Annotated in this window: 13 protein-coding genes and 1 pseudogene; 4 read left to right on the top strand and 10 right to left on the bottom strand. The window is 64.7% G+C overall.

Annotated features, from left to right (window positions below):
* Positions 1–15: 15 nt before the first annotated feature.
* The 3 genes from FXB40_RS07375 to FXB40_RS07365 all read right to left on the bottom strand — a co-directional run bounded on the left by FXB40_RS07375 (position 16) and on the right by FXB40_RS07365 (position 3197).
* On the bottom strand, positions 16–1236 hold the full coding sequence (locus tag FXB40_RS07375) for an acyl-CoA dehydrogenase family protein (protein WP_148771546.1): 1221 nt from the start codon (positions 1234–1236) through the stop codon (positions 16–18).
* 89 nt (positions 1237–1325) lie between these two features.
* The gene (locus FXB40_RS07370) at positions 1326–2276 is read right to left on the bottom strand and encodes a 3-hydroxyacyl-CoA dehydrogenase NAD-binding domain-containing protein (RefSeq protein WP_148771545.1); all 951 of its coding nucleotides are present in this window, start codon (positions 2274–2276) and stop codon (positions 1326–1328) included.
* A 21-nt stretch (positions 2277–2297) separates the two neighbouring features.
* On the bottom strand, positions 2298–3197 hold the full coding sequence (locus FXB40_RS07365; protein WP_148771544.1) for a 3-hydroxyacyl-CoA dehydrogenase: 900 nt from the start codon (positions 3195–3197) through the stop codon (positions 2298–2300).
* A gap of 323 nt (positions 3198–3520) precedes the next feature.
* Here FXB40_RS07365 and FXB40_RS07360 point away from each other — a divergent pair, with 323 nt between their 5' ends.
* From FXB40_RS07360 to FXB40_RS07350, 3 genes are read left to right on the top strand one after another with little or no spacing between them, the layout of a single operon-like run.
* Entirely contained in the window at positions 3521–4582 is a 1062-nt protein-coding gene (locus FXB40_RS07360; protein ID WP_148771543.1) for an HlyD family secretion protein, read from the top strand.
* Complete coding sequence (locus tag FXB40_RS07355) at positions 4579–6909, top strand: ABC transporter permease (protein WP_148771542.1); 2331 nt, start codon at positions 4579–4581, stop codon at positions 6907–6909. The genes FXB40_RS07360 and FXB40_RS07355 overlap by 4 nt, the downstream gene beginning before the upstream one ends.
* On the top strand, positions 6896–7861 hold the full coding sequence (locus FXB40_RS07350) for an HlyD family secretion protein (protein WP_148771541.1): 966 nt from the start codon (positions 6896–6898) through the stop codon (positions 7859–7861). Before FXB40_RS07355 ends, FXB40_RS07350 begins: the two co-directional genes overlap by 14 nt.
* Before the next feature lie 60 nt (positions 7862–7921).
* Here FXB40_RS07350 and FXB40_RS07345 read toward each other — a convergent pair whose 3' ends face one another.
* Together FXB40_RS07345 and FXB40_RS07340 are read right to left on the bottom strand one after the other, a co-directional pair.
* Positions 7922–8353: a RidA family protein gene (locus tag FXB40_RS07345; RefSeq protein ID WP_148771540.1), complete on the bottom strand. Its 432-nt coding sequence runs from the start codon at positions 8351–8353 to the stop codon at positions 7922–7924.
* 18 nt (positions 8354–8371) lie between these two features.
* Positions 8372–9550, bottom strand: a complete 1179-nt coding sequence (locus FXB40_RS07340) for an acyl-CoA dehydrogenase family protein (RefSeq protein ID WP_148771539.1) — start codon at positions 9548–9550, stop codon at positions 8372–8374.
* Positions 9551–9865: 315 nt separating this feature from the next.
* Between FXB40_RS07340 and FXB40_RS07330 the strand changes: the two genes are divergently transcribed.
* Entirely contained in the window at positions 9866–10372 is a 507-nt protein-coding gene (locus FXB40_RS07330; protein WP_148771538.1) for a MarR family winged helix-turn-helix transcriptional regulator, read from the top strand.
* A gap of 12 nt (positions 10373–10384) precedes the next feature.
* Here FXB40_RS07330 and FXB40_RS07325 read toward each other — a convergent pair.
* From FXB40_RS07325 to FXB40_RS07305, 5 genes and pseudogenes are all read right to left on the bottom strand, one after another.
* Positions 10385–12039, bottom strand: a pseudogene (locus FXB40_RS07325) (ATP-dependent acyl-CoA ligase).
* 11 nt (positions 12040–12050) lie between these two features.
* Positions 12051–13208 carry an ABC transporter substrate-binding protein gene (locus tag FXB40_RS07320; protein WP_187436737.1) on the bottom strand — a complete coding sequence of 386 codons (1158 nt, stop codon included), beginning with the start codon at positions 13206–13208 and terminating at the stop codon, positions 12051–12053.
* A gap of 57 nt (positions 13209–13265) precedes the next feature.
* Positions 13266–14048: a cyclase family protein gene (locus tag FXB40_RS07315; protein ID WP_187436736.1), complete on the bottom strand. Its 783-nt coding sequence runs from the start codon at positions 14046–14048 to the stop codon at positions 13266–13268.
* A gap of 34 nt (positions 14049–14082) precedes the next feature.
* Complete coding sequence (locus FXB40_RS07310) at positions 14083–15324, bottom strand: SDR family NAD(P)-dependent oxidoreductase (RefSeq protein WP_148771535.1); 1242 nt, start codon at positions 15322–15324, stop codon at positions 14083–14085.
* The gene (locus FXB40_RS07305; RefSeq protein WP_148771534.1) at positions 15321–16499 is read right to left on the bottom strand and encodes a thiolase family protein; all 1179 of its coding nucleotides are present in this window, start codon (positions 16497–16499) and stop codon (positions 15321–15323) included. Before FXB40_RS07305 ends, FXB40_RS07310 begins: the two co-directional genes overlap by 4 nt.
* Positions 16500–16514 lie beyond the last annotated feature (15 nt).

Here is a 16514-nt window from a genome sequence, read left to right as displayed (position 1 = left end):
GGCGCCGCTGAGAGGTCAGAGGAAAGCGCCGTGACCGGTGATGGCCTTGCCGACGATCAGATTCTGCATCTGATACGTGCCTTCGTAGGAATAGAGCGCCTCGGCGTCGGCGAAGAAGCGCGCGACGTTGTAGTCGGCGACGATGCCGTTGCCGCCCAGTACCTCGCGGCCCCAGGAGACCGTCTCGCGCGATTTCGAGGTGCAGAACGCCTTCGCCAGTGCCGCGTGATGGTCGCCAAGCTTGCCTTCGTCATCGAGTTGCGCCAGGCGGAGCATCAGGCACTGGCACGCGGTCAGATTGCCAAGCATCTTGGCGAGCAGATCCTGGATCAGCTGGAACGAGGCGATCGGCTTGCCGAATTGCAGTCGCTCCTGGGCGTATTTGAGGGTGGCCTCGTATGCGCCCATCTGGATGCCGGTTGACGCCCAGCCCACCATGTACCGCGTCATCCGCAGCACGCGCGCGGTGTCGCGGAACGAATTGCCGCCCTGGAGGCGGTTTGCTTCAGGCACCCGCACGTCCTTCAGCGTGATCTGGCCGTTCTGGACCACCTTGAGCGCGATCTTGTGCTCGATCTTCTCGACGCTGAAACCAGGCGTCGACTTGTTCTCGACGATGAAGCCTTTAACCTGATTGTCGGCGAGATCGCGCGCCCAGATGATGGAGATGTCGCACCACGGCGCGTTGCCGATCCACCGCTTCTGTCCGTTGAGAACCCAGGTGTCGCCCTCACGCTTGGCCGTCGTGGTAAGTCCACCGCTCGTTCCGGAGCCGACCAGCGGCTCGGTGAGGCCGAAGCAGCCGATCTTTTCCCAACGCGCCATCGCCGGCAGCCATTTCTGCTTCTGCTCCTCGGAGCCATCGAGATAGATCGAGCCCATGGCGAGGCCGCTATGCACGCCGAAGAACGTGCAGAACGAAGCATCGGTGCGCGCCAGCTCCATCGCGACGAAACCGAACAGCTTCTGGCTCCCGCCGGCGCAGCCATATCCCTCGAAGCCGAGCCCGCCGAGGCCGAGCTCCTTGAACGACGGCAGCAGCTCGAACGGAAACGCATCGTCGGACCAGTACTTGTTGATGACCGGCTGAACCTTGGTCTCCATGTAGGTCCGCACCTTCTTGACGAGCGCCTTTTCGTCCGGGGTGAGAAGGTCGACCAGTTGATAGAAGTCGCCATCGGGTGCGGGCGCCGGCTTCGGCGCGGCGGTCTTGCCTGCTGTGGTTGCGGTGGGCATTTGCGATCTCTCCTCGCTGCGGCTCGGAAGCCGGAAAAGTGAAGGACGGGTTGAAGCTGTGATTGATCTCGTCGGCGCAGGCGGTTTCGTCAGCCCGGCTTGGCCGCTTTCTTGCGCAACTCGATCAGGCCGAGCAGAATTTCATCGCGCTCCGCCTCCAGCTGCTCGATGGTGCGCGACCCGGCCTCGGCATGGACGCTGTCGATGAGCTTCTTTTGCACATCCGGCGTCAGCACCGGCGAGCCGAGCGTCTTCCACCAGGCCGTCATCGGGCCAGTGAACTGCTGGAAGAAGTGCTCGATGCCGCCCGGACCGCCGCCGAGATGATTGAGCATCAGGCTGCCCATGACGCCCCAGCGCAGGCCCGGACCCCAACTCAGGGCGGTGTCGACGTCGGCGGCGCTCACCACACCCTCGGCGACGAGGTAATAGACCTCGCGGCTCAGCGCGGCCTGCAGGCGGTTGGCGACATGGCCCGGCATTTCCTTGTTGAGGCGCACCGTCCGTTGCCCGATCGACGTGTAGAATTCTGCGGCGCGCCGGATCGTGGCTTCCGAGGTCTTTGCCCCGCCGACGATCTCCGTCAGCGGAATCAAGTGGGGCGGATTGAATGGATGGGCGATGACGCAGCGCTCGGGATGGGACGCGGCGCCCTTCTGGATTTCGCTCATGGTGAGCCCCGACGAGCTCGATGCGATGATCACGTCGGGCGGCAACAGCTCGTCGAGCTGGCCATAGAGCTTCTGCTTGAACTCGATCCGCTCCGGCCCGTTCTCCTGGACGAGGTCGGCGCCGGCGAGTGCCTGCGCGATATCGGGCGTGAAGGTGAGATTCGACTGCGACGCTCCGGGCGACAGGCCCAATCGCTTGAGCGCCGGCCAGGCCGTCTCGACGAATTTCCTCAGAGCTACCTCTGCGTTCGGCGCGATATCGGTCGCGACGACCTGAAGTCCCTTGGCGAGAAACAGCGAGCTCCAGCTCGCACCGATCACGCCGGTGCCGATGATGGCGATGCGGCGAATGGGCTTGGTGTCGGTCATGTCATTCTCTCCAATGCGTTGTCAGACTTCGGCGTAGGCGATGCCGGTGAGGTTGCCCTGGGCGAAGAGGAAGTTGCGCTCGCCGGATCCGTCGAGCCGTGCGGAGTAGATCGAGCCGGCGAAATCGGTCACGAACATGCGATCGTTCGGGACGTCGAGCGCGATGCCGATCCCCTCCATGAGATGGGTCACCACGATCTCGGACTCGGCAGGCTTGTGGTCGATCGACGCCCGGTTCACCGTGTTGCCGCGCGGTGGATCACCGCGGTCGGTCCAGTAGAGAACTCGGTTCTTGTGATCGATCTCCAGATCGATCGGCTCCGGCAGGCCGTCGTAGAAGATCTCGATGTCGGATCTCGTGGCTGCGGTCTGGCCGGCGGGTATTTCGACATTGGCGCGGAAGATGCGGCCGAGCCCGGCATTGTCGGGGCCCTTTTGCGTCCAGTAGATCCGTCCGAATTTCGGATCGATCGCCAGGCCGACGCACCACCGGGTCTGATCCTTGCTATCGGCCTCGCCGCGCCCCGCCTCGATGAGCGTCTCCAACCGCGAGCCGTCGAGGTTGCAGCGCATGAGGCGCATGCCCTCGCGGTCGCACCAATAGAGCTTGCCACTCTTCTTATCGAGAATGATCTGCTTCGGCGTGTGGGTGTGTCCCTGCGGGACGATTGTCTTGCGGTTCTTGCCGTCGATGTCGGCGCGCTCGATGGACCCGTCATCCAGGCTCGGGATCCCCATGTTGGTCCAGTAGATATGGCCAGCCTCGACATCCACGACGATGCCGTCCGGAAGGTGGCAGCCGGTCACGATGGTCGTGCGTTCCGAGCCATCTGTTTTCATGGCGTGAATGCAGCCTGCATTCAGTTCGAGGACGAAGAGACGAGGGATCGCGGGGGTTGATTTCGTGACGGCGTTTGGCATGTCGCACCTGCATCCTGGCCCGACCACGGACCGGGTCAGGTGACGCGACTATGACCCGATCGCGGTCATTCATCTTGGACAGGAATGTCATCGCTGGGATGGGTTTGCTGCTTGATCCCTTGCCCCCCTCCGTGGGCATCGGGACAACGAACGAAGCGAGAGCAGCAGCTTTCAACAAGTCGGACATCAAACGTCCAAGCGTGGGCAACGGGCAGGCTACATGGTCCGTTCTGACTCAAACAATTCATCGCCTCGCGATTGCAGCCGGGCCTGACAACCGAATAAAGTAAATGGCCATCCGGCCATCAGAAAGGGAGTCAGGCATGGACGTGCCGAGCTCTGACAAGGACATTCAAAGCAAGCCCGACGCGCCGGGTGACGGACAGGTGAAAGCCGCGCCCAACCCGACACGCACACCCTCCGTCATCGTCGGTGTCGTTGCGGCTGCCGTCGTCGGGCTTTCCGTCTTCTATCTGTTGCGGCCTCAACCCTTGCTGGTCCAGGGCGAGGTCGATGCAACGCGGCTCGATATCGCGGCGCGCGTGGACGGACGGGTCGGCAAGATTCCCGTCGAGCGCGGCCAGAACGTTGCTGCGGGCGCAGTGCTCGTCCAGATCGACAATCCCGAGACGCTGGCCAAGCACGAACAGATGAAGGCGGCCAAGGCTGTTGCGGATGCGCAGCTTGCCAATGTGCTGGTCGGAACGCGGGCGGAGGTGATCGCGGCACGGAAGGCGGAAATGGAGCGGGCGCAGGCGGCGCTCGTGCTGGCGCAGAAGACGTACGACCGCACGCACACTTTGACCGATCAGGGCAACGCGCCGCAGGCCCGCCTCGACCAGGCGACCGATGCGCTGCATGAGAGCGAGCGCGCGGTCGATCAGGCCAAATCGGCCTATGAGCAGGCAGTCAACGGCTACACCAAGGAGGAGCGGGCCATTGCCGGGAGCAATGTCGAAAAGGCCAGCGCCGACATCCAGAGCGTCCAGTCGATCATCGATCAGCTTGTGGTCTACGCGCCCATCGCCTCCCAGGTCTACCAGCGCAACGTGGAGCCTGGCGAATACGTGTCGCCGGGCGTCCCGCTCGTCACCTTGATCAATCTGGCCGACCTCTGGGTGCACTTCGATCTTCGCGAGGATCTCGTCAAAGGCCTGAAGGTCGGCGATCGCTTCGATGTCCGCATTCCGGCGCTGGGCGACCGCTCCGTCACGGTTGAGGTCAAGCTCATAGCCACCAAGGGCGAATATGCAAGCTGGCGGGCCACACGTGCGACCGGTGATTTCGACCTGCGGACGTTTTCGATCCGCGCCTATCCGGTGCTGCCGGTGCCCGAGCTGCGACCGGGAATGAGCGCCTATCTCGACTGGAAGTCGCGGCCATGAGGCCGGCGCCAAAGCCCGGATTTCTGCTGGTCGCGCGACGCGAATGCCGCTGGCTGTTTCACGATCGCGTGGCACTGCTCCTGATCTTCGGCGTGCCTCTGTTTGCGTTCGTGGTGCTCACCACGGTCTTTAGCCAGCCGGTCATCCGCGGGCTCGGCGTGACTGTCGTCGACGAGGACAAGTCGGACGCCTCGCGCGCGCTGGTGGAATACGTCGCGGCGTCGCCGAGCCTGAACATCGTCGACCGTTCCGGGACATTGTCCACGGCGGTGCAGGACATCCGGTCGGGCAAGGCGATCTCGGCGATCCATATCCCGCCGGATTTCGAGCGCGACCTGCAGGCGCAACGCCGCCCGCAGGTGGTCGCCTTCTATAACCAGCAGTTCCTGACGGCGGCGGGCATCGCCTCGTCGGGTCTGAGCGATGCGCTGTCCGCTGCGGCGGCCGTGGCCGCTCCCGCCAAGCGCGCCGCGCCCGCGGCGGCTTCGATCGGGACGCTCTCGACCGAGACCATCGCGCTGGTCAATCCGCAGAAGAACTATGCGCAGTTCCTGCTGCGCGCGCTGCTGCCGACGATCATCCACGTGGTGATGACGCTCGCTGCGGGCTACTCGGTCGGCTCTGAATTCCGCCGCCGCGATGCGCGGGCGTGGCTCGCAAGCGCCGGAGGTGATCCGGTGACAGCGCTGGCCGGCAAGCTCGCACCGCTGTTTTGCATCTTCCTCGTGATCATGCTGGCCGAGCCGCTGGTGCTCGAAGGTGTGCTCGAAGTCCCCTTCAAGGGCGACCTGCCGCTGATGATCGCCGCCGGCTCGCTCCTGATCATTGCCTACCTGTCGCTGGGCGCCCTGCTCCAGCTGCTGGTCCGCGACCTTGCGACCGGGCTCGGGCTTGCTGGCCTGTTTGCCTCTCCCGCATTCGGCTATGCCGGCGTCGGATTTCCCACCGTCGGCATGAACGCCTTTGCGCATGTGTGGAGCGCGATCCTGCCGCTGCGCTGGTACATGGCCGTCCTGCTGGGACAGGCGGCGCGCGGGTTGCCGATCGCGGAATCCGCCGTCCCCTTTGCGGCGCTCGCGGGCCTCGCGCTGCTGTTTGCCGGCCTGGCCTGGCTGCGCATGGCGAACCTGACGCGCAGCGGCTGGTTCGAGGCGGCGCGCCCCGAAGAGCCCCCGGTGATCGAGTCCGCACCGCGCGGCATCGGCGGCGCCTTCACCGCGGAGTGGCGGCGCGTGGTGGGAACGCGGAGCGCCTTTAGCGTGCTGTTCCTGGCGCCGCTGGTTTACGGTGTCTATTACCCGCAGCCCTATCTGAACCAGATCCTGCGCAAGCTTCCGATCGCGGTCGTCGACAACGATCTCAGCGATCTCAGCCGCCGGATGGTCGAGACGCTGGATGCGAGCGGCGCATTGAGCGTTGCGGTTCGCGCCCGCACGCTTGCGGAGGCACACACCGCAATCGATCGCGGAGAGGCCTTTGCCGCCGTCGACATTCCGGCAGGCACCGAGCGCGACGTGCTCAAGGGCATCACCGCGCACATCCCGGTCTATGCGGACGCCACCTACCTCTTCGTCTTCAGATCAACTGCAAGCGGCGTGGCCACCGCGCTCGGCGCCCTGACGTCCGAACTCGTGTCACGCGGCGGACGCTCGGATGGCAGCCTGGTCAAGGCGAAGCTTGCAAGCGCGAGCCCGGCCGACGTTCTGCTGCAACCGATCTTCAACCCGGTCGGCGGCTATGCGAGCTATGTCGTTCCGGCAGCCTTCGTGCTGATCCTCCAGCAGACCCTGCTGATTGGCGCGGCGATGCTGACCGGCTCGGCGCTGGCGGGCCGCGGCGGCGCGTTCACCGGCGTGCTCGGCCGCGGCGTCGCGCATCTGACCATCTACCTGCCGGCGGTCGCGCTCTATCTCATCGTGCTGCCGCGTATCTACGGTTTCTCGACACTCGGCCATCTGCCGCAGATTTTCGCGCTCGCGACCATCTTCCTGCTGGCGACGAGTTTTATGGGCCAGGCGGTCGGAGCCTGGTTCACGCGGCCGGAGAACGCGACCATCCTGCTGCTGGCGACCAGCCTGCCGCAGTTCTTCATGGCCGGCTTTGCATGGCCGCGCGAGGCGATTCCCGATGTGGCCCTCGCCTTCGGCCGGATTTTCCCCGCCGATTCCGCGATCGACGGTCTCGTGCGCATCAATCAGCTCGGCGCCAGTATCTGGGAGGTCACCCATGACTGGCTCGGGCTCTGGTTGCTGGCGCTGGTCTATTTCGCGCTTGCGGTGATCTCGGCATTCGTCGTCAAGAGAGGACAGCGACATGCGCAAGGCTAGGCTTGCGGCCATTATTGCGCTCGCGCTCGTCGCGGGCATCCTGATCATGTCCGCAAATCGTTCCGGATCACCGCCTGCACTCGTCGGTGTCGTGCGCACGACCGAAGTGAGAGTGGAGCCGGAGGTGACCGGACAGCTCCAGTCGATTGCGGTCGAGAAGGGCGCCACTGTGCGCGCGGGCGATATTCTGGCACGGCTCTCCGCAGTGGAGTTGACGGCACAGGCGGATCAGGCGCGCGCCGCACTGGCATCAGTAACCGCCAACCGCAACAACGTCTATGCCGGCGTCCGCCGTGAGCAGGTCGACTCGCTGAAAGCCGCCATCGCCAAGGCCAGCGCCCGCCTCGACTATGTGCAGGCCCAACTCACCAGGACGAGCACGCTGGCGCGCCAGAGCTTCGAATCCCAGCAGTCGCTCGACCAGGCCGAGAACGACGTTGCCAGCGCGCGTGCCGACGTCGCCGAGGCCCAGGCCAATTACGATGCCGCGGTGGCGGGACCGACCCGGGAAGAGCGCGCGATCGCGGACACGCAGGTGCAGGCCGCGGCCGCCGCGGTCACCGTGCTCGAGCGCCGCCTGGACAAGATGGTGTTGCGCGCACCGGCCGACGGCGTGGTCAGCGTCATCGCCGCCGAGGTCGGCGAAAACGTTCGCGCGGGCCAGCCGATCCTGGTGGTCGAGGCGGCGGGCAAGCAATGGCTCTCATTCAACGTGCGCGAAGATCACCTCGATCGTCTCGCGATGGGAGAGACGGCGAACGTGATGCGGCGCGGCGCCGACGCCGCAACCAAGGCGGTCGTCACCGAGCTGCGGCCGCTCGGCGTGTTCGCCACCTGGCAGGCCGAGCGGGTGATCGGCGATCATGACCGCAACACGCTGCGCCTGCGCCTCGACCCAGCGGGAGAGTTGACAGGCCTTGAGCCGGGCATGACGGTTTGGATCGACCGCTAGCACCCGGCGATTGAAGTCACAGAGCTATATTTCTGCTCTAATCGACCCTTTGCGCCCTCATCAGCGCGGGACGACGGCCGTCGCTTCGATCTCGACACGCGAGGACGGCTCGACGAGACGCACGATCTGCACCAGCGCCATGCTGGGGTAATGGGTGCCAATCACCTCGCGATAGACTTTGCCGAGCGCTTTCAGGTTCGACACGTATTCGTCCATGTCCACGACGTACCAGGTCAGTCGCACGAGATGGTCGGGTCTCGCACCGCCCTCCGCCAGGATCGCGACGATATTTTCGAGCGCCTGGCGGACCTGCGCTACAAACCCGTCGGCAAACCGGCCTGCGACGTCCCAGCCGACGACACCACCCGTCACGACAAGGCGTCCCTCGGCCATGATACCGTTAGAATAGCCCTTCGGCTGCGGCCAGCCGCTGGGCTGAAGCACTTGCAGACCGCTGGTCGCGCCGGCCTCCGGCTCTCTCATCGTGCTCATGCGGAATTCTCAGCCCCCTCAGCGCGGCTTCAACAGGTCGCGCGCGACAATCAATTTCTGAACCTCGGTCGCGCCCTCGTAGATGCGTAGCGCGCGGATTTCGCGATAGAGACTTTCGACGATCTCGCCCTTGCGCACGCCGCGGCCGCCGAACATCTGCACGGCGCGGTCGATGACGCGCTGCGCAGTCTCGGTGGCCGTCAGCTTCGCCATCGCCGCTTCGCGCGTCGTCGGAAGCTTCTGGACATCGCGGCGCCAGGCCGCGCGGCAGGTCAGCAGCGCGGCGGCGTCGGTGTCAGTCGCCATGTCGCCGAGCGCGGCCTGGGTCAGCTGAAGATCTCCCAAGGTCGCACCGAACATCTTCCGGCTGCGCGCGTGCGACAACGCCTCGTCGAGCGCGCGCCGGGTAAAGCCGAGGGCTGCAGCTGCGACCGATGCGCGGAAAATATCCAGCGTCTGCATTGCAAGCTTGAACCCGCCGCCCGGCGCGCCGAGGCGACGGCTCGCCGGGATCCGGCAATTGCTAAAGCGCAACGTCGCCAGCGGATGCGGCGCGATGACGTCGATGCGCTCGGCGATGCCAAAGCCGGGATCATCGGGAAAGACGACGAAGGCCGAGATGCCGCGCGCGCCCGGCGCCTCGCCCGTTCGTGCAAACAGCGTGTAGACGTCGGCAATGCCGCCGTTGGAAATCCAGGTCTTCTCGCCATCGATGACGTAGTCGTTTCCGTCAACCCGCGCCGTGCATGACATCGCCGCAACGTCAGATCCGGCTTCCTTCTCGGACAGCGCGAAGGCCGCGAGCCATTCGCCTGAACGAACCTTTGGCAGCACGGCCTTGCGCAGCTCCGCCGAACCGCCGAGCGCAATCGCGCCAGAGCCGAGCCCCTGCATGGCGAAGGCAAAATCGGCCAGGCCATCGGCATAGGCGAGCGATTCGCGCGACAGGCAGATCGAACGAGAATCGATTGTCGTGGCATCGCCATCGGGAGCCGCGACCGCGCAATCGAGCAACCCCGCCTCACCCATCGCGCGCACGAGCCTGCGGCAGGCGCCATCGATGTCGCTGTGATCGATCTTGTCGAGGGCCCCCGACTTCACGAAGCGGTCGAGTGCATCGCCAATCGCATGATGACGCGGCTCGAAAAACGGCCAGTCCAGCCATTCGCGCCTGATGACTTTTGCAACGGAGCTCATCTGATCCCTCCTCCGCTCACTGCGCGGCCTCGCTTTCGCGGGGTCACGCCCTGTGCTGAACCTTCACCTCAATTATTTTAAGCCTAAAATATTTCGCTGGTGCGTGCCTTGTCAAGGTGGGTTCTGCAAAGACCTCGGCGACAGGTTCGGCCCTCTAGTGTCGATCTTGAGATTCAGTGCAAATTGGATACAGAGCAGCGCCGGTTCCGAGACGCCAGGGCTCAGCCTTGAATTTACTTTTGGCACGAACTATCTTGCTATCGACCATGAGAGCTGCGCCAGCTTTCAACAAGCTACGAAGCCCGGGAGATTCGATTGGCACTCGCGAAAGAGTCCACGCCTGTATCAGCCAGGAATGGGGAGGATCAGGAGGCCGAGTACAGGGCTCAAACGCGAGTTTGGCTCCGGCTGCTCGCCTGCACGACCCTGATCGAAGGGGAGCTGCGGCGCCGGTTTCGCGATGAGTTCGATTTCACGATGCCCCGCTTCGATGTTCTGGCTCAGCTCGACCGCGAACCGAGCGGGCTTGTGCTGGGAGAGCTGCCCAAGCGCCTGATGGTCTCGGCCGGGAACCTCACGCCGATCGTGGACCGCCTGGTCGCGGACGGATACATTACCCGCACGCCGTCGAACCTCGACCGCCGCGTGCAGATTGTCTGCATGACGGTCGAAGGCCGCAAGACCTTCAGGCGAATGGCCAAGAGCCACGGCGCATGGCTTGCCGAGCTGCTGGCGGATTTCCCGGCGGACCGGTTCGACGGCTTGATCGGCGAACTCGACGAGCTCAAGGGCGCCGTCAGGGAAGCTCTGCAAAAACCCTGAACGGCGCAGCGGTCAGCGTCTAACCTTCACTCCGGCTGCCTCGCGATCCCATGTATCCGCAGTGACGCCCGCGTCGCGCAGCACACCCTTCTTGATCTTGCCGTTCTCCGTCAGCGGCATCTGGCTCAAAATGCGCACGTAGCGCGGGATGGCGAAATAAGCGATTTGTCCTTCGCAATGCCTGACGATGTCGACGGGCTCCAGCGATTGCCCTGGTTCCAGCAGGATCGCAGCCGCAACCTCGTCCTCTCCCAGTTCCGACGGCAGCGGGTAGATCGCGCAGGCGGCGACCGCGGGATGGGACTGGATGGTCTGCTCGACCTCCCAGGAGGATACGTTCTCGCCACGCCTGCGGATCGAATCCTTCATGCGGTCGATGAAACGATAGTGTCCGTCAGAATCTCGAACCACACGATCGCCCGAGTGAAACCACAGATTTCGCCAGGCTTCGACCGTCTTCTCCGGCATGCCAAAATAGCCGGTGGCGAAAGCAAAGGGCTCTTGGGCCCGAAGCACGAGCTCGCCGGCCTGTCCGTCAGGAAGCGCTGAATCATTCTCGTCGACGATCCGCGCTTCGATGCCTTCGGCCAGATAGCCCATCGTTCCCGGACGATCGGATGGAATCGTGCCGGCGAACACGAAGTTCGTTTCGGTCGACCCGTAGCCGTCGACTAGCGGTACGCCAAAGCGTTCGCGGAACGGACCGTGGATCTGCGGCGGCACGCCGCCGCCAAGCGCGACGCGAAGGCGATGTGTCGAATCGTTCGTAGTCTTCGGCTGCGCCAGAAGCATCGACGCCATCGCGCCGAGCAGATAACCGACCGTCGCATTGTGCCGTTGAGCGGCGGCCCAAAAGCCCGAGGCGGAGAATTTCGGCTCCAGCACGTAGGTGCATCCGTTCAGGAGCGCCTGATAGAACGCATTCAGCGCGTTGGTGTGGAACAGGGGCAGCGTCGTGAACAGCACATCGCCCTCGCGGATTCCGAGCGCACGCGCCGAATAGATGCCCCACCAGAACAGTTGCGCCTGCGGACAACACACACCCTTTGCCGGCCCGGTGGTGCCCGATGTGTAGAGGATCGCAACGGTGTCGCCGGGGCAGACGGCGCCCGCCGGGGCCGCGGCTCCGAGAGCCGGCAACGGTAACGCGGAAAGCCTGGCATCGATTTCCCCGGCGGCAGCTCCGATGATCCAGGTCCGAGGCGGCAGCTCGACACCCGCATCGACGCTCTCGATCGCGCTAGCGAACTGAGCCTCGACGACGAGGAGCGCGGGACGCGAGTTGCCGAAGATGTGGGAGAGCTGGAAGCCGCGCAGCGCGGTATTGATCGGGCTGCGATGGCGCCGAGCCATGCACAGCCGAGATAAACCTGCAAAAACTCCGGACGGTTCGAGCACATCAGCGCGACGCGATCACCCGGCTTGATGCCGGCATCGACGAGCGCCTGGGACGACGCGGCCGCGATCACCGCGGTCTGCGCAAAGCTCCAGCGCGTCTCACCCGCGACCAGCAGGATGCGCTCACCGTAGCGTTCCGCCTGCCGCGTGAGGATGGTGGAGAGGATCCGGTCGGACGGGGGAAACAGCTCGACCGCGTGCGCCCAGGCTGGCGTCACACTCCCCTCCCCGACCACGGCGGCCTTTGCCTGCACGCTGCTCTCCGTCATCTGCGCCTCGCTCAGGGCAACAGCTTGTATTTGCCGTCCTCGATCTGGACCATGATGCGTGAGCGATCGTCGACGCCATGCCGATCCGCCGGCGTATAGGTGTAGACGCCCTGCGTTCCCACGACCTCCTTGGTCGTGAACAGCGCTTGACGAAGCGCGGTGCGAAATTCCGGCGAGCCCGGCTTGGCGCCGGTTGCCATCGCGCGCTTGGCGGCATCGGCGAGCACCAGCCAGCCGTCGAAGGAATAGGACGAGAATGAATCCGTCGGCACCTCGCCGTTCGCCTTCTCGAAGGCCGCACGGAAATCCAGGGCCACCTTCTGAATCGGATTGCTGGCCGGAAGCTGCTCCGCCGCGGTCACAGGTCCAGTCGGGCAGATGATGCCGTTGGCGGCCTTGCCGGCAAGACGGAGGAAATCGGCGCTGATCAGCCCGTGGTTGCCGTATAGCGGCCCCTTGTACCCGCGCTCGGACAAGGCGATGACCGGCAACGCGCCGGGCGTCCCGGTGCCGCCGAGCATGATCGCGTCGGGACGCGCGGCGAGAGCGCGCAGCACCTGGGCCGTCACCGAGGAATCCGACCTCGCGTAGCGTTCGTTGGCAATGATCTTGATGTCGGCGGTCTTCGCACTTTGCTCGAGCGAATTGTACATGAGGTCGCCGAACGCATCGGAGAAGCCGATGAACGCGACGGTCTTCAGGCCCTTCGCCTTCATGTGGTCGACGATGCCTTGCACGAGAAGGGGCGTTGGCTGCGGCGTCTGCACGACCCAGGGGCCACCGTCGCCTGCCGGCACCGGCGCGATCGGCGACACCGCGATCATCGGAATCTTCATCTCGATGGCCGCCGTCGCCATCGCGAGCGTCTGCGGCGCACCGGACGTGCCGATGAGAACGTCGACCTTCTCCTGCTCGACAAGCTTGCGAGCGTTGCGCGCAGACGCCGTCGGATCGGAGCCGTCATCAAGCTGGATGACTCGAATCTTCTCGCCGCCGATCTCGCCGATATAAGCTTGGCCCGCTGCGATCCCCTTCGCGTTCGGAATTCCAATCGACGACACCGGCCCACTGAGGCCGGTAACGAAGCCAACGAGGATCTCGGCCTGCGCAAGCTGCGGGACGGCGAGAAGCAATGCAGTGGAGACTAGCAGGCTCTTGATCGAGTTCATGGCACCTGTCTTTCGCGAATATTTCTTGTTCTGATTGGCAAGCGCCATTGATTCACTTCAGGTTGACGAGACCAGCGCGATGACGCGAAGCGGACTGCCGGAGCCGTTCTGGATCTTCAGCGGCGAGGCCACGATGATGGCGCCGGTGGCCGGAAGCTGATCCAGGTTGCACAAGCATTGCAGGCCGTAGCGGCCCGCGCCGTGCAGGAAATGATGCGCCGGATAAGGCGGCTCGAAATGCCCGGCCTGCCCCGCATCCGTACCGATGGTCTCGTTGCCGAACCCGATGATGCCGCGCTCCTCGACCAGCCACTTCATCACGGCCGGGTTCGGGCCCGGCGTGTGCGCGCCGTCATCCCCGAGATTGGAATAGTCGCGCCAGCCCTTCTTCGACCAGTCGGTCCGCAGCAGCACCCAATTCCGCTCTGGAATCCGGCCGTGCGTTGCTTCCCAGGCTTCGACCAGCGGGACCGTGAGCAGAAAGTCCGGATCCTGAGCCGTCTGCGCGGAGCAGTCGATGACACAGGCGGGAGCGATCATGTCCTTGGCCGGCATGGTGTCGACGGCATTGTTTGGCAGGTTCTTGCCGGTGAACCAGTGAATCGGCGCGTCGAAATGCGTGCCGGTGTGTTCACCAAAGGTGATGTTGTTCCAGTACCAGGCCGGGCCGCGACCGTCATATCGCGAGATTTCCTGGATGCGGACCGGCGCTGCCTGGCCGAACTCCGGCGGCAACACGATGACCGGAAAGTCCGGACTGAGCGTAAAGGTCAGATCGACCACGCGCACCGCGCCGGAGGAAATCGCACCCGCCAGCTCCAGGAGATTGTTGCTTTGCATCGTCACGTCCTGCGGCTTGCTTGAAATCTGCATCTCACCTATCGAGCTCGCGCTCGAGCGCTTTCGGATTGGCCGCCAGGCGTTGCCGGATCTCTTCGGCGACATCTCCGACATACAACTCCTCGAGCCCGCCTCTCAGCCCCGACACGATCGCCTGCGCGATTGCGCGCGGCGCGACCTTCGGCGGCGGCACGGTCTGGAACCATTCGGTGTCGACGGGCCCGGCGAACAGGTTCATCACCCTGACGCCACCGGGCCTGAGCTCCGCGCGCAGGCAGTGCGACAGCGACAGGCACGCCGCTTGCGAGGCCGAATAGGCGCCAAAGGCAGGCCAGTTCGCCAGCGCATAGACCGAGAGAATGTTGACCCACGCGGCACTGTTGTTGATGCCATCGGCGCCGCGCATCCGCATAGCAGGTCCAAACGCCTGCGCGAGGTTGATGAAGCCAAGATAGGCCTGGTCGATCTCGTCGCGTGCGATGCTCGTGCCCCTGCGGTCGAGCAGGCCGCCCGGCCGCACATACTCCGTCGTGTTGATGAGGATATCGACCTTGCCGCCGATGTCGGCTGCGAGATCGGCCGCAGATTTTTCGTCGGCCGCGTCAAGCGTCACGATCTCGATCCCGTCCTGACCGCGCAGCAGCCTCTCGCCGGCGAACGGCCGCCACGGTTCGGCTACGCCGACGAACACCGTCTTGGCGCCAGCGGCCTTCAAGGCAGCGACAGCTTCCTGGCCGATCACGCTGCGGCCGTTGGTCACGAGCACGCGCCGGAATTTCGGATCGGCCGTCATTTCCCGCCACTGCTTGTCGTCTGCCATGTTGGGAGTCTCCCCCTCGGGATGGGCAAAGGCCACCGCCTGGCCGCTCTTGTCGAGTTGAAACGACATGCGGACCGGTGCGCCCTCCGCACAGTCAGCATGGAGATGTGCGACGATCGTCGGACCGCAATCCATCTTGACGAGGCCGATTCGCCACGGCGCCCGTTCGCGGAAATAGACGTCGCTCGGCACGCGTGCCGTCGTCTCGGCGAGCAGCGTGCCCCGGCGCGGTGCGTCGACGAAGGCAAGGCCGGCCGACAGGCAAGACGGACATGCCTCACGCGCCGGATAAGCAAAAGAGCCGCAAGCTTCGCAGCTTTGCAGCATGAAGCGGCCTTCCGCGGCCGCCCGTGTGAACCCGTGCGACGTCCTGCTGCGCGGTCGCGGTGGCGAGGCAGGCAGCCGCGTCCGCAGCAACGGGTTCTTGCGCCGGGGCGGCTTGATCGGCTCTATCATCGCGAAGGCCCTGCAAGGATCGCGGCGCCCGAGGCCAGACCGCGGTCATAGTTGATCATACCGAACCCGGAGGCCAAGGCGAGGCTTGCATTCCTGACCTGGGTGGGGCCTGCAGTCCCCAGAACCTGCCGCAATCCCTCGACGAGACCGAGATAGGCGCCGGCGGCACCGGCCTGCCCGACCGAAAGCTGTCCGCCCGACGTGTTGTGCGGAAAGTCACCATCGATGGTGAGATCATGCTGGCGCACGAACTCGGCCCCCTCCCCCTTCTTGCAGAAGCCGAGATCCTCGAACTGCATCATCGTGATGACGGGATAGTCGTCATAGGTCTGCACGACGTCGAGATCATCGGGCTTCACGCCGGCCATCGCATAGAGATCGCCGATGTCCATCGCCCAACCGCCCCGCACCTGCATCGGATCGTCGGCGAAGGCGTTGTGCCGCTCGATCGTCGACAGAAGTCGTGCGGCCGGCAGGTCCAACGACGCCGCCGTCTCTTCGCGCATGACGAGGAACGCTTCCGCGCCGGCGCAGGGCATCACGCAATCGAACAGGTGGATCGGATCAGAAATCGGCCGGGCCGCGAGATATTGCTCCATCGTCAGCGGCGCCTTCATCAGCGCGTGCGGGTTGCGCAGGGCATTGGTGCGCTGGGCGACGGCGATCCTGCCGACATCTTCACGCGTGACACCGAAGGTTCGCATGTAGTTGCGCGCAATCAGCGCGAAGCTCGCATTGGCGCCGCCGGCTCCGTAAGGATAGACGGCGTCCTGGTTGAACCGCGAAAAATTCTCCAGCGTCAGCCGGAAGGAATCGACGTGGTTGGTGTCGCCCGCCACGCACGCCACGATGTCGGCGTCATGGGCCTGAACCGCGCGCGCCGCCTTTCGCAACCCTGCGATGGCGCTGGCGCCACCGAGCGGAATCGTATCCAGCCATCGCACGCAGAGCCCGAAATGCTGCGTCAGTCCGACACCGCTGTCAGTGCCCATGGTGAAGCTGGAGACGCACAGACCATCGATATCGGACGCCTTGATGCCGGCCTGCGCAACGAGCGCGCTGAGCGCCCGCCCGATCCACCACTGCGCGCTCTCGATGGAGTAGCGCACATAAGGAATGGTGACGGGAGCCGCAATCACGACGCCATCATACGGTGTACGTAAGGTCTTGGTCACCGACCGCCCTCGTTC

Source organism: Bradyrhizobium rifense (genome assembly GCF_008123425.1).
Lineage (GTDB): Bacteria > Pseudomonadota > Alphaproteobacteria > Rhizobiales > Xanthobacteraceae > Bradyrhizobium > Bradyrhizobium rifense.
This window is presented reverse-complemented; position numbering and strand designations above follow the sequence as displayed.

Excerpts from the sequence above, each read along its gene's own strand:
- FXB40_RS07375 (WP_148771546.1), bottom strand. The coding sequence starts at position 1,236 with ATGCCCACCGCAACCACAGCAGGCAAGACCGCCGCGCCGAAGCCGGCG.
- FXB40_RS07370 (WP_148771545.1), bottom strand. The coding sequence starts at position 2,276 with ATGACCGACACCAAGCCCATTCGCCGCATCGCCATCATCGGCACCGGC.
- FXB40_RS07365 (WP_148771544.1), bottom strand. The coding sequence starts at position 3,197 with ATGCCAAACGCCGTCACGAAATCAACCCCCGCGATCCCTCGTCTCTTC.
- FXB40_RS07360 (WP_148771543.1), top strand. The coding sequence starts at position 3,521 with ATGGACGTGCCGAGCTCTGACAAGGACATTCAAAGCAAGCCCGACGCG.
- FXB40_RS07355 (WP_148771542.1), top strand. The coding sequence starts at position 4,579 with ATGAGGCCGGCGCCAAAGCCCGGATTTCTGCTGGTCGCGCGACGCGAA.
- FXB40_RS07350 (WP_148771541.1), top strand. The coding sequence starts at position 6,896 with ATGCGCAAGGCTAGGCTTGCGGCCATTATTGCGCTCGCGCTCGTCGCG.
- FXB40_RS07345 (WP_148771540.1), bottom strand. The coding sequence starts at position 8,353 with ATGAGCACGATGAGAGAGCCGGAGGCCGGCGCGACCAGCGGTCTGCAA.
- FXB40_RS07340 (WP_148771539.1), bottom strand. The coding sequence starts at position 9,550 with ATGAGCTCCGTTGCAAAAGTCATCAGGCGCGAATGGCTGGACTGGCCG.
- FXB40_RS07320 (WP_187436737.1), bottom strand. The coding sequence starts at position 13,208 with ATGAACTCGATCAAGAGCCTGCTAGTCTCCACTGCATTGCTTCTCGCC.
- FXB40_RS07315 (WP_187436736.1), bottom strand. The coding sequence starts at position 14,048 with ATGCAAAGCAACAATCTCCTGGAGCTGGCGGGTGCGATTTCCTCCGGC.
- FXB40_RS07310 (WP_148771535.1), bottom strand. The coding sequence starts at position 15,324 with ATGATAGAGCCGATCAAGCCGCCCCGGCGCAAGAACCCGTTGCTGCGG.